Source organism: Chryseobacterium sp. DT-167, from assembly GCF_058310155.1.
Window position 1 is genome coordinate 42,211 of record NZ_JBZEEQ010000014.1, and the last position, 11,597, is coordinate 53,807.

The 11,597-nt window shown below is 33.3% G+C and carries 14 protein-coding genes; 5 read left to right on the forward strand and 9 right to left on the reverse strand.

The annotated features are described in order from the left end of the window. Positions 1-29: 29 nt before the first annotated feature. On the reverse strand, positions 30-797 hold the full coding sequence (locus AC4FQ5_RS16860) for an enoyl-CoA hydratase-related protein (RefSeq protein WP_491145174.1): 768 nt from the start codon (positions 795-797) through the stop codon (positions 30-32). 100 nt (positions 798-897) lie between these two features. Beyond that, positions 898-2,385, reverse strand: a complete 1,488-nt coding sequence (locus AC4FQ5_RS16865) for a catalase (RefSeq protein WP_491145176.1) — start codon at positions 2,383-2,385, stop codon at positions 898-900. A gap of 128 nt (positions 2,386-2,513) precedes the next feature. On the opposite strand from AC4FQ5_RS16865, the gene AC4FQ5_RS16870 reads away from it, so the two are divergent. The 5 genes from AC4FQ5_RS16870 (at position 2,514) to AC4FQ5_RS16890 (ending at position 7,211) form a co-directional block, all read left to right on the forward strand. After that, positions 2,514-3,464, forward strand: coding sequence for a hydrogen peroxide-inducible genes activator (locus tag AC4FQ5_RS16870; protein ID WP_491145178.1), 951 nt, complete (start codon positions 2,514-2,516; stop codon positions 3,462-3,464). Between the two features lie 221 nt (positions 3,465-3,685). Continuing rightward, positions 3,686-4,966: a methionine adenosyltransferase gene (gene metK, locus AC4FQ5_RS16875; protein WP_491145180.1), complete on the forward strand. Its 1,281-nt coding sequence runs from the start codon at positions 3,686-3,688 to the stop codon at positions 4,964-4,966. 82 nt (positions 4,967-5,048) lie between these two features. After that, positions 5,049-5,540: a hypothetical protein gene (locus tag AC4FQ5_RS16880; RefSeq protein WP_491145182.1), complete on the forward strand. Its 492-nt coding sequence runs from the start codon at positions 5,049-5,051 to the stop codon at positions 5,538-5,540. Positions 5,541-5,729: 189 nt separating this feature from the next. Further along, positions 5,730-6,317: an RNA polymerase sigma factor gene (locus AC4FQ5_RS16885; RefSeq protein ID WP_491145184.1), complete on the forward strand. Its 588-nt coding sequence runs from the start codon at positions 5,730-5,732 to the stop codon at positions 6,315-6,317. A gap of 198 nt (positions 6,318-6,515) precedes the next feature. After that, entirely contained in the window at positions 6,516-7,211 is a 696-nt protein-coding gene (locus AC4FQ5_RS16890; protein WP_491145186.1) for a YjjG family noncanonical pyrimidine nucleotidase, read from the forward strand. Between the two features lie 86 nt (positions 7,212-7,297). On the opposite strand, the gene trpS is transcribed toward AC4FQ5_RS16890, so the two are convergent. The 7 genes from trpS to AC4FQ5_RS16925 form a co-directional block, all read right to left on the reverse strand. Then, positions 7,298-8,266, reverse strand: coding sequence for a tryptophan--tRNA ligase (trpS, locus tag AC4FQ5_RS16895; protein ID WP_491145188.1), 969 nt, complete (start codon positions 8,264-8,266; stop codon positions 7,298-7,300). A gap of 49 nt (positions 8,267-8,315) precedes the next feature. Beyond that, positions 8,316-9,317: a hypothetical protein gene (locus AC4FQ5_RS16900; protein WP_491145190.1), complete on the reverse strand. Its 1,002-nt coding sequence runs from the start codon at positions 9,315-9,317 to the stop codon at positions 8,316-8,318. A 6-nt stretch (positions 9,318-9,323) separates the two neighbouring features. Further along, entirely contained in the window at positions 9,324-9,968 is a 645-nt protein-coding gene (locus tag AC4FQ5_RS16905; protein ID WP_491145192.1) for a SanA/YdcF family protein, read from the reverse strand. A 14-nt stretch (positions 9,969-9,982) separates the two neighbouring features. Further along, positions 9,983-10,621, reverse strand: coding sequence for a lipoprotein signal peptidase (locus tag AC4FQ5_RS16910; protein ID WP_491145193.1), 639 nt, complete (start codon positions 10,619-10,621; stop codon positions 9,983-9,985). Further along, complete coding sequence (locus AC4FQ5_RS16915; protein ID WP_300354037.1) at positions 10,621-10,815, reverse strand: DUF2683 family protein; 195 nt, start codon at positions 10,813-10,815, stop codon at positions 10,621-10,623. The genes AC4FQ5_RS16910 and AC4FQ5_RS16915 overlap by 1 nt, the downstream gene beginning before the upstream one ends. A gap of 45 nt (positions 10,816-10,860) precedes the next feature. After that, the gene (locus AC4FQ5_RS16920; protein WP_491145195.1) at positions 10,861-11,106 is read right to left on the reverse strand and encodes a DUF6576 domain-containing protein; all 246 of its coding nucleotides are present in this window, start codon (positions 11,104-11,106) and stop codon (positions 10,861-10,863) included. Between the two features lie 85 nt (positions 11,107-11,191). After that, a complete protein-coding gene (locus tag AC4FQ5_RS16925) occupies positions 11,192-11,572 on the reverse strand; it encodes a TraR/DksA family transcriptional regulator (RefSeq protein WP_263002686.1) in 381 nt (126 codons plus the stop codon). Positions 11,573-11,597: the final 25 nt, after the last annotated feature.

Consider the following 11,597-nt stretch of genomic DNA (forward strand, 5'->3'; position numbering starts at 1 on the left):
ATTTCGAAATAATCTGTGATATGGTATATTTAGAAGTTTGGCTTTCTTTTTTCAAGAAAAGCAGAAACTCCTTCTTTCTTATCTTCCATTTCAAAAAGTTCTCCGAAATACTTGATTTCAGTTTCAAAACCTTTATCTGTATCAGATAGATTGGTTGCTTGTATTGCTTTAGAAATTGCCATTGGTGAGTTATTCGAAATTGTTTTAGCCAATTCTTTTGTTTTATTCAATAATTCTTCGATGGGGTAAACTTCATTTACCAGACCAATTTCTTTTGCTTTTTGTGCAGGAATCATTTTTGCTGAAAAAATCATCTCATTGGCTATTCCTTTTCCTACTAATTTTGGAAGTCTTTGCGTACCTCCATACCCCGGAATTAACCCTAAAGTTACTTCAGGAAGACCTAGTTTTGCATTTTCTGATGCATATCTTATATGGCATGCCATCGCAAGCTCTAATCCTCCTCCTAAAGCAAAACCGTTTACTGCCGCAATTACCGGTTTAGACAGATTTTCAATTTTATTAAAAAGATTATTATGCCCGTTTCTTGCAAGCTCTTCAGCTTTTGCCTGATTAAAATCACTGAATTCTTTGATATCGGCTCCGGCCACAAAAGATTTTTCACCACTTCCTGTTAATATAATAACCCTTACTTCATTATCAGATACTAAATCATCTAACGCAGAACTGATTTCTTTTATTGTGTCAGCATTTAATGCATTTAAACTTTCAGGTCTGTTGATTGTGATGATTGCAGTTTTGTCTTCTTTGCTTAAAATTATATTTCCGTAATTCATTCAGTGGTCTATATCTTTAATAACCTGCAAATTAAAAATTATTTTGCAAAAAAAAGGGAAAAAATTCATTTTTTTCCCTTTTTTGTTTATTTATAACAGTTTATTTTGAATGATTCATCATATTTGAGTCAATATTGATGTGTAAACCTGAAGCTACTTTCATACCAAGCTCGATGTTTGCCCTGAAAAAGTGGCACAACTGACGGTTAATGATTTCATCTCTTTTTGGGCCGTCAATACCGCTCATGTGATCGATGATGTTTTTGACCAAATGATCTCTGTCTTCCTGATTCATTGCTTTGGTATACAACAATCCGGGTTGGGTATAATGATCGTCATCGTTTTCGTTACGGTTATAGTTTGCAACATGATTACTGTCTAGTTCGTATTCGAAATTCTTATATGAAGAATCAGGTTGAATATCATCAAAACTGTTCGGATGATAATTGGGCTTGTCCTGATATTCGCTGGAATCTGCCATAAAGCCATCTCTTTGATAATTGTTGACAGCAAACGGACATCTGTTGACTTCAAGCTGGTGAGCGTTTACGCCTACTCTGTATCTATGGGCGTCAGGATAAGAAAATAATCTTCCCTGAAGCATTTTATCCGGTGAAAAACTGATTCCGTTGATTAAATTACTCGGTGAAAAAGTTGACTGCTCTACATGAGCAAAGAAGTTATTCGGAATTTCATTTAGTTCCATTTCTCCGACCTCAATAAGTGGGAAATCTCCCTGGAACCATACTTTGGTAATATCAAAAGGATTCCATCTGAATTCTTTTGCCTGCTCTTCCGTCATGGTTTGAATATACATCGTCCATTTCGGAAAATCACCGTTTTCGATAGCGTTACAAAGATCTTCCTGGGCAAAATCAGGATTTTCTCCTGCCATTTTAGTAGCATCTTCGTTGCTAAAGTTTTTAATTCCCTGTTTTGTTTTAAAGTGAAACTTCACCCAGGTTCTTTCATTTTTTTCATTGATCATTGAAAAAGTATGAGATCCGAAACCGTGCATATGTCTGTAGCCATACGGAGTTCCTCTGTCAGACATTAGGATAAGAACCTGATGAAGCGATTCCGGATTTAAACTCCAGAAATCCCACATCATTGTCGGGCTTTTTAAGTTGGTTTTCGGAACTCTTTTTTGAGTATGAATAAAATCAGGAAATTTTTTAGCATCTTTAATAAAGAAAACCGGCGTGTTGTTTCCTACTAAATCCCAATTTCCATCTTCTGTGTAGAATTTCAAAGCAAATCCACGCGGATCTCTCGCTGTATCTGCACTTCCTTTTTCTCCACCAACAGTAGAAAAACGTGCAAACATTTTACATGAATTTCCTACCTGAGAAAAAAGTTTAGCTTTTGTATATTGTGAAATATCATGAGTAACGGTGAATTTTCCATAAGCACCACTTCCTTTTGCGTGAACAATTCTTTCAGGTATCCTTTCTCTTACAAAATGAGCAAGATTTTCCTGTAAAATAAAGTCCTGCAACAAAACAGGTCCTCTCGAACCAACGGTTTGAGAATCCTGATGCTCATAATAAGGAGCACCGCTGCTTGAAGTTAATTTTTTAGAATCCATAGAATTATATTTGATTGATTTTTCAGTTTTAAAGAGCCATAATCAGCTTAATAATTATCAAATTTACTCGAATTTTTAATTGGTTCTGCCAAAAACATCATATCTTTGTCATAGATAATATTAATCAAATGAACATTCAGCAATTGGAATATCTTATCGCTGTAGATAAGTATAAACATTTTGGTAAAGCTGCTCAGGCTTGTTTTATTACCCAGCCGACATTAAGTGCAATGATACAGAAGTTTGAAGATGAGCTGGATGTAAAAGTTTTTGACAGAACAACTCACCCTATTCGTACAACAGATGTGGGACTGCAGATCATAGATCAGGCTAAAGTGATTATAGAGGCCGTCAACGAGCTGAAGAATAAGGCTAATTTACTAAACAATATTTTAGGCGGAACGATTAATTTGGGAATTATTCCTACCGTATCCTCATTCATTTTACCAACTGAAATTTTCCATTTTCTAGAAGACAATCCCAAGATTCTGATGAATGTGAAAGAAATGACTACCGATAACATCATCAAAGCTCTGAAAGCCGGAGAATTGGATGCCGGAATTATTTCTACGCCTTATGATAATGCGAACGAATTTTATCAGGATTTCCTTTTCAATGAAGAATTGATGATTTACAGTTCGGATACAGAAGCAAATAAAAAAAATACATTTATCGTTCCTGACGAATTAAACGTCGAAAAAGTCTGGCTTTTGGAAGAAGGAAACTGTCTTAGAAATCAGTTTGAAAACATCTGTCATTTAAAAGAAAACAGATTAAAGCCCAAAAATCTTGATTTTCTGGCTTCAAATATTCAGACCTTAGTTCATATGGTTGATAAGGTAGGCGGAATCAGTATTTTACCTGAATTGGCTTTGAATCAATTGTCTGAAGAACAAAAAGGCAAAGTTTTCAGATTTAAAAAACCTTTTCCTTACAGAGAGATCAGCATTATCTATTATAAGCCGACTTTTAAACAGAAAATCATTGATGAATTGGGGACTTTTATCAAGACTTCACTTAATACTAAGTTGAATTTTAATGAAAATCCTAAAGATTATGTGAGCATCAAGCCGCAATAATTGATATAAATCATTAATTTCAAGAAAATTATAAATACCACGCAAAAGTTTTGAGTATTAAGAAAATAGTACTTAAATTTGCGAACGTTATTAACGAGGAAAAATTTGACCTGATTGCAACCTCTCTAAAAAAATGCTAAAACAGTATATTCTTTTTAGCTTTTTCTGGGCAATTATTCATTTTTTTCTTCTACATTTAATTTTAAAAATACAAGAATAATATGTCTTATTTATTTACGTCTGAATCAGTTTCAGAAGGGCATCCAGATAAAATTGCCGACCAGATTTCCGATGCATTGATCGATAACTTTTTAGCATACGACAAAGCTTCAAAAGTAGCTTGTGAAACTTTGGTGACAACAGGGCAGGTTGTTTTGGCAGGTGAAGTGAAATCTGATGCGTATCTTGATGTACAGACGATCGCAAGAGAAGTAATCAACGGAATTGGCTATACAAAAGGCGAATATATGTTCAACGGTGATTCTTGCGGTGTAATTTCTGCAATTCACGAGCAATCTCCAGATATCAACCAAGGCGTTGACAGGGCTGTAAATGATGAGTCTTTCGAAGCTAAAGCAAATGCACAGGGAGCAGGAGATCAGGGAATGATGTTCGGATATGCTACCAACGAAACAGCAAACTATATGCCTTTGGCTTTAGATTTAGCTCATACGATTCTTAAAGAACTTTCTGCGATCAGAAGAGAAGATTCTGAAATCAAATATCTTCGTCCAGATGCGAAAAGCCAGGTGACGATTGAATATTCTGATGATCATAAACCGATAAGAATAGATTCTATTGTAGTTTCTACTCAACATGATGATTTCGGAGCTGAAGAGGAAATGCTGAATAAAATCAGAGAAGACATCAAAAACATTCTTATTCCTAGAGTTGTGGCTTTGCAGACTGAGGAAATCAAAGCTTTATTTAATGATCAAATCAAATATCACATCAACCCGACTGGGAAATTCGTAATCGGAGGTCCTCACGGAGATACAGGTCTTACAGGAAGAAAGATCATTGTAGATACTTATGGGGGGAAAGGTGCTCATGGTGGGGGTGCATTTTCAGGGAAAGATCCTTCAAAAGTAGACAGAAGTGCTGCTTATGCTACGAGACACATCGCAAAAAACTTAGTTGCAGCAGGCGTTGCAGATGAGGTTTTGGTACAGGTTTCTTACGCAATTGGCGTTGCTGAACCATGTGGTTTATACATTAATACTTATGGAACTTCAAAAGTAGGTTTACATGATGGTGAAATCGCTAAAAAAGTGTCTGCAGTATTTGATCTTAGACCTTACGCAATCGAACAAAATCTGAAGTTAAGAAATCCTATCTATCAGGAAACTGCTTCTTACGGTCACATGGGAAGAGAGCATTTTGTTGCTGATAAGACTTTCAATAAAGGTCATAAAAACGAATTGACTTTAACAGGTTTGGAATTCTTTACTTGGGAAAAATTAGATAAAGTAGAAGAAATTAAATCCGCATTTGGAATTTAATCAATTCTTTTAAATATTTAAACTGCCTTATCTAACTAAGATAAGGCAGTTTTTTTTAAATTTACGTTTTAAATAAATTAAGATGAAGAACTTTCGTTGGTTAGCGGCAATATTGTGTATTTGTTTTCTATGTGCTTTCGCAAAAGCTCAGGTTACGGTGCATAAAATGGTGAATGTAGGATATGTTTACCAGAATCAAAGCTTTGGTGAAGTGGGAGGGAAGTTGCTTTTTCTGAAAACTGATGATGTCATCTACAGATTGGGTGCTTCTGCATTAATGGGATCTGCAAATTCTGAATTTGCCATCATGCCAAAAGTGAATGCAGATGTTTTATTGAATTTTGAAAAAAATGTAGACTTTAAACATTCGTATTATTTTTTGGTGGGAGTTGAAGGAACAAATAAATATGTAGCTCCAAAAATCGGAGTTTCTATCTTCGGGCTTTTAGATTTGACAGGAGGTTACGCTTTTTCGATTGCAGACAGCAGATTAAATGGCAAAGAATTAAAAGGTTTAAATATTAATTTCACATTAAATATTCCTACAGCGTTCTTACATGACATGTTTAAGTAGATTTTTTTATAGAATTCTTTGAAATATTTAATAATTAGTTAACAGTTATTAAAATTTTATTTATATTTACAACATAATTTGATGCTTATAGAATAGACTTTACTTTTTTAAACAACTTTGTAGCGGCGATAAACCAGTCAGAATGACGGGAGACAGCTTGACTACGGGTATATACTGAGAAGAAAAGTCATGAAATCAACAGATAGCCTATTAATATCTCTTTACCAGAAAGGAGACGAAGAAGCATTATCAACCCTTATCCATCGTCATCAGAAAGACCTTTTTTCATTTATTCTTTACAAAATAAATGATGAGGATCTGGCAAACGACGTTTTCCAGGATACTTTTATTAAGATTATCGTCATGCTGAAAGAAGGGCGATATAATGAGGAAGGAAAGTTTATTCTTTGGGCAAAAAGAATTGCACAAAACTTAATCATCGATCATTTCAGAGCTAAATCTAAAAATGTAAAAGTTTCGGAAACTACTTTTGACAACGATGAATTTTCTATTTTTGATTTAATCAGAGAGCCGTCTGAAAATATCGAAGATCAATTGGTAAGTATGCAGATTCAGGAAGACCTGCTAAAAATGCTTCAGTGTCTTCCCGAAAATCAGCAGGAGGTGATAAAACTCAGGTTTTTCGACGGATTGAGTTTTAAAGAAATCGCAGATCATACTGATATGAGCATTAATACGACTTTAGGCCGGGTTCGCTATGCACTGATCAACTTAAGAAAAATCATGGAAGAAAATAATATTATACTTACGAGATAATAATTCACTCCTTTTCACGTTTTAAAGAAAAAACATTTTTTGCCTATGAAAAATAACGATTCTTTAAAAATGAAAAGTTTGAAACCCAAAAAACAAACCATTGATTTTTTGCTTAGTTTCTCAAAAAGTCTTGACGTGGTAAAGATTAAAAACAATCATTATCACCTTTCAAAAAATTAATCATTAATTTTGTGCTGTATGAAAATTCAGCACATTTTTTTTGATCTTGATAATACACTTTGGGATCACCGCAAGAACGCTTATCTCACTATCAGAAGTCTTTTCGAAAAAGAAGAAATTACTTTAAAATATAATATTGATTTTGAAGAATTTCATTCTGTATATCATGAGATCAACGAAAAACTTTGGGAGCAGATCAGAGACGGCGAAATTGATAAAGAATATCTCAGAAAACATCGTTTTTACGATACTTTCAAGCGTTTCGGAGTTGATGATTTAAATTTATCTATGTTTTTTGAAGAACATTTTTTAGATAAAATTCTCAATTATAATCATTTGGTAGAAAGTGCGGATGTTATTTTGGAGTATTTAAAATCTAAAAATTATACACTTCATATTATTTCAAATGGTTTTCAGGAAGTTACGGAGAGAAAATGTATTTTATCAGGAATTGATCACTATTTTAATACCATTACAAGTGCCGATTCAGTTGGCGTAAGAAAACCAAATCCCGAAATATTCGAATATTCTTTAGGTCTTTCTAAAGCTAAAAAAGAAGAAAGTATTTTGATTGGTGATGACTGGATTGCCGATGTTGTCGGGGCACAAAATTTTGGGGTCGATGTGATTTTCTTTGATGTTCTGAATGAAAACCCGCAACAGGAAAATTTGAAAACAATAAAACATCTTTTACAGATTAAAGAATATTTGTAAGAAATGCTTTATCAATAAATTATTTTTAAAAAGTTTCGGCGGCACCAAAGGTGCCGCCGAAACTTTATTCCGTTGAAAAATTTAGATTAAATTCCTAAGCTTTCTCTCACTCTTTTAATTGTTTCGGTTGCAATCGCTCTTGTTTTCAGAGCACCTTCCTGAAGTTTGGTTTCCAATTCATCAAGATTATTCATGTAGTAAGAAAACAATTCTCTTTCTTTTTCAAATCTCGTTAAAATTAAATCTAGCAATTCTTTTTTAGCATGACCGTAACCAAAATTTCCGGCTAAATATTTTGCTCTTAATTCTTCAGTTTGCTCAGCAGTTGCAATTAATTCATAAATAGCAAAAGTCTTATCTGTTGAAGGATCTTTCGGTTCTTCCAGAGATTTAGAATCACTTTCGATGCTCATGACTTGTTTTTTCAGTTCTTTTTCAGGTAAGAAAATATTGATGATATTTCCTCTTGATTTCGACATTTTGTGACCATCGACTCCGGGAACATATTTTGTGTCTTCCTGCAATTCAGCTTTAGGCAAAACCAAAACTTCACCCATCTGATTATTAAACCTTGAAGCAACATCACGGGCAATTTCCAAATGCTGAAGCTGATCTTTTCCTACAGGAACAATTTCCGCATCATACAAAAGAATATCCGCAGCCATCAAAATCGGGTAGGTAAACAAGCCTGCATTTACGTCCTGAAGCCTGTCTGCTTTATCTTTAAACGAATGTGCTAAAGTAAGTCTCTGATAAGGAAAAAAACATGATAAATGCCAAGATAGTTCACAGGTTTCAGGGATGTCGCTCTGTCTGTAAAAGAATGTTTTTTCGGTATCTAATCCGCAGGCAAGCCAAGCTGCAGCAATTTCGTAGGTGTTATTTTTAAGTTCTTTTGCATCTTTAATCTGTGTAAGTGAATGCAGATTTGCGATGAATAAAAATGATTCGTTTCCTGACTGCTTTGAAAGCTCAATCGCAGGAATAATAGCACCCAAAAGGTTTCCCAGATGTGGCGTTCCGGTGGCTTGTATGCCGGTAAGAATTCTTGACATTTGTTTTAAATTATTTATAAAAATTAATGAAATGCAAATTTAGGGAAAATTACTTTCTAATTGCGTTGTAGTATTGGATTTCAATTTTCTTAAAAATCTGTGGCAAAATGATTTTATATTCTTTTTTATCCAGATTTGTAATCACAGTTCCAAAAATATAAATCAAATATGTGTATTTTCCATCATTAATAATTGTGTAATAATCTGAATTTGTACCAAAGAAAATTAAATTTCGTGTATCCGTAAGTTGATTCTTAAAAGCTCCGAACGAATATTTCTTTTGATAACTAAATAGATGCTGGATTTTGTCTAATGACTTTTTGTCGAAAATTTTGCATGGATTATCTTTTTTCAAATATACCATTTTCTCATTGATCAAAATTTTCTCTATCACAGAAGGTTTTTTCACCAAACCATCGTTGTAGGTTTGAAGTATTTTAATTGCATCTAAATATGGGATATAATTATAAAAATAACCCTCTATGTTGAGATTATATATATTAAATATCGATAAGAAATAAACTTCTTCTTGGCTTACTTCTAAATCTTTTCCAGATGTTATTTGAGGATGATGATTAGCTAGATAATTTTCATGAATCTCAGAGTTTGAATTTTCATAAAGAACATTTCCTATCCGGATTATTTTTCTTAATCCTCCAAGTAAAACATCATTTCGATCATATTTTTTATTTCTGAAAGAGCTATAAAAGTTAACCACTTTTCCGCTTTTATTATCTACAACGATTATTTTTTCTCTGAACCATTCATCAAAAGCTTTTTTATCTTCAGGTTTAAGATTGTAAGTTAAAGCCATTTCAAAAATTTTATTTCTGATAGAATCCAGATTAGTTTTATAAGACGTAGAATCTAAAGTTGTATAGATTTTTAAATTCTTTTGTTGTGTATTGATTTTAAGTTTTTCAAGCTCCTCATCTACAAAACGAATAACTGTACTGTCTTTTATTGGTTTGTTATCGGAATAATAGTATATGTTTTCCTTTTTACAGGAAATAAGTAAGAATAGTAATATGAATAACTGAAAGAGCTTCATTCAGAATTAAGGAATTAAAATCTTATCTCCTCCATATTTCGGTTCTACACCAAAAATCAGATCCCAATAAACTTTTGCTTTTGCGAGATATTCTCGGCTGTTCGTCTTGAGTCCTGCATATTTAGTCACATCCTTTGCATTGTAACCGTAAGCTCGAATTCCGTTTTTTCTGGCTAAAAATACTGCCCTTTCATTGTGAAATTTTTGCGAAATGATAATCAGCTTTTTCTGTCCGAAAATTTCTTTTGCTCTTACAACAGAATCTAAAGTCCTGAAACCTGCAAAATCAAGAAAAATCTTGTCTTCCGGAATTCCGTATTGCATTAAAGTAAGCTGCATGTCTTCAGGTTCATTATAATCTTTTCGGCTGTTGTCGCCACTCACAATGATGTATTCTATCCTACCACTTTTATAGAGATCAACAGTTGCTTTTATTCTGTTATAGAAATAAGCATTTGGTTGTCCGTTGTTAAGTTTTTTGCTTGTTCCTAATAATAAAGCGGTTTTCGTTTTGGGAATTTCTTCAAGATAGTTGGAAACATAACTATTGCTGTATTTCTTAATGCTGTAATTGGCAAAAGCAATAAAAATAATTCCTGCAACGAAAAGAAGCAGGAAAAATTTTAAAATATTTTTAAAAACTTTTTTCATTAAATATGAATTGTTTAAAATTCAAGACCATTCGGGAAAGCTTTCTTTCTGAAGATCAATAATAATGCAGCTCCAACTGTAATGGCAGAATCGGCAACATTAAAGATGTATTTAAAAAATTCGATGTGTTTTCCACCGATTATTGGCCAGCTTTCAGGAACTGTCCAATCTACCAAAGGAAAGTGAAGCATATCAACAACGCATCCTTTCATAAAATTAGAATAACCATCACCGAAAGATGTGATTTTTGAAACCCCGCCATAATCGATCCATCTTCCGATGCTTTCGTCATACACTGTTCCGCTGTCGAAAATCAGTCCGTAAAACATCCCGTCAATGATATTTCCAATGGCTCCTGCAAAAATGATAGACATTGGTATAATTAAATAATTTGAAGCTCCCTGTTTCAGCCATTTTTTAAATAAATAAATCATTCCTCCGATTAAGAACAGTCTTAAAACGACAAGAAGATATTTACCGATCAGTCCGCCAAAATGGAGTCCGTAAGCCATGCCCGGATTTTCAACAAAAGTGAGTTTAAAAAAAGGTAAAACAGATACGCTTTCGCCTAAACTAAAATGAGTTTTGATATAAATTTTTGAAGCCTGATCTATAAATAAGATAAGAAAAGTGACAGCTAAGATCTTTTTCATTACAGATTCGTCTTTGGTTTGTCTTTAAAACTTTTCCCTGTATTTTCTTTTTTAACAGGAGTTTTTTTCTCGAAGGTTTGAGTTTTCATTCCTCTAGTATGAAATTTTTCATAACGAATTCCCATATCTTTCATAACGCTTTTCAGTGCGTTCAGCTCCATTTGGTTTTTTGGGTGTACAATTAATGCTTCCATTTTTTTTATTTAATTTTTTTGTCAGTCTGAGCTATAGTCGAAAACTTATTTTTTAGACAGTTCGTCTAATCTTTTTCGGTCTTTTGCAGACAAATCATTGATTCCGTTTTTGCCCATTTTGCTCAGAAGTCTGTCGATTTCCTTTTCTCTTTCGCGTTTATCAGAATTAAACTGTTGATCTATCGTCAGATTTTTTGGCTTGTCGGGATAGAATCTGTTTTTGATCCGGTCTCTGTTGAAAAACCATAAAATGGCGATAAGAATAATTCCTAAAATCAAATATTCGCTCATAGATATAATTAAAAATTAGGTTTATAAAATGTAAGACAACATTTCATAAACCCAATAATTTATTTACAAAAATAAGATAAAAATATTATCTCTGCATATTTTTAGCTTCGATGCTCAAAGTTGCATGTGGCACTGCCAAAAGTCTTTCTTTCGGAATCAGTTTTCCGGTCACTCTACATACACCGTAAGTTTTATTTTCTATTCTGATCAAAGCATTTTTCAGATCTCTGACAAATTTTTCCTGTCTTCCTGCCAAAATAGAGTTTTGCTCTTTACTCAATGTTTCTGCACCTTCTTCAAAAGCTTTGAATGTTGGTGAAGTATCATCCGTACCGTTATTCTGGTCGTTGATAAAGCTCTCTCTGATCAACTGCAAATCTTTTTCTGCTTTTTCTATTTTTTCTTTAATTACTTTCTTAAATTCTTGTAAGTCAGCATCGTTGTATCTTACTCTTTCGTCTTGCATGGTCTTTTCTTTTTTAATAAAATTA

Bases quoted from the DNA above. Each gene is read 5' to 3' on its own strand.
- AC4FQ5_RS16890 (WP_491145186.1), top strand. From the start codon at position 6,516: ATGAAAATTCAGCACATTTTTTTTGATCTTGATAATACACTTTGGGAT.
- AC4FQ5_RS16925 (WP_263002686.1), bottom strand. From the start codon at position 11,572: ATGCAAGACGAAAGAGTAAGATACAACGATGCTGACTTACAAGAATTT.
- AC4FQ5_RS16910 (WP_491145193.1), bottom strand. From the start codon at position 10,621: ATGAAAAAGATCTTAGCTGTCACTTTTCTTATCTTATTTATAGATCAG.
- AC4FQ5_RS16915 (WP_300354037.1), bottom strand. From the start codon at position 10,815: ATGGAAGCATTAATTGTACACCCAAAAAACCAAATGGAGCTGAACGCA.
- AC4FQ5_RS16905 (WP_491145192.1), bottom strand. From the start codon at position 9,968: ATGAAAAAAGTTTTTAAAAATATTTTAAAATTTTTCCTGCTTCTTTTC.
- AC4FQ5_RS16860 (WP_491145174.1), bottom strand. From the start codon at position 797: ATGAATTACGGAAATATAATTTTAAGCAAAGAAGACAAAACTGCAATC.
- AC4FQ5_RS16920 (WP_491145195.1), bottom strand. From the start codon at position 11,106: ATGAGCGAATATTTGATTTTAGGAATTATTCTTATCGCCATTTTATGG.
- AC4FQ5_RS16880 (WP_491145182.1), top strand. From the start codon at position 5,049: ATGAAGAACTTTCGTTGGTTAGCGGCAATATTGTGTATTTGTTTTCTA.
- trpS (WP_491145188.1), bottom strand. From the start codon at position 8,266: ATGTCAAGAATTCTTACCGGCATACAAGCCACCGGAACGCCACATCTG.
- metK (WP_491145180.1), top strand. From the start codon at position 3,686: ATGTCTTATTTATTTACGTCTGAATCAGTTTCAGAAGGGCATCCAGAT.
- AC4FQ5_RS16900 (WP_491145190.1), bottom strand. From the start codon at position 9,317: ATGAAGCTCTTTCAGTTATTCATATTACTATTCTTACTTATTTCCTGT.
- AC4FQ5_RS16885 (WP_491145184.1), top strand. From the start codon at position 5,730: ATGAAATCAACAGATAGCCTATTAATATCTCTTTACCAGAAAGGAGAC.
- AC4FQ5_RS16870 (WP_491145178.1), top strand. From the start codon at position 2,514: ATGAACATTCAGCAATTGGAATATCTTATCGCTGTAGATAAGTATAAA.
- AC4FQ5_RS16865 (WP_491145176.1), bottom strand. From the start codon at position 2,385: ATGGATTCTAAAAAATTAACTTCAAGCAGCGGTGCTCCTTATTATGAG.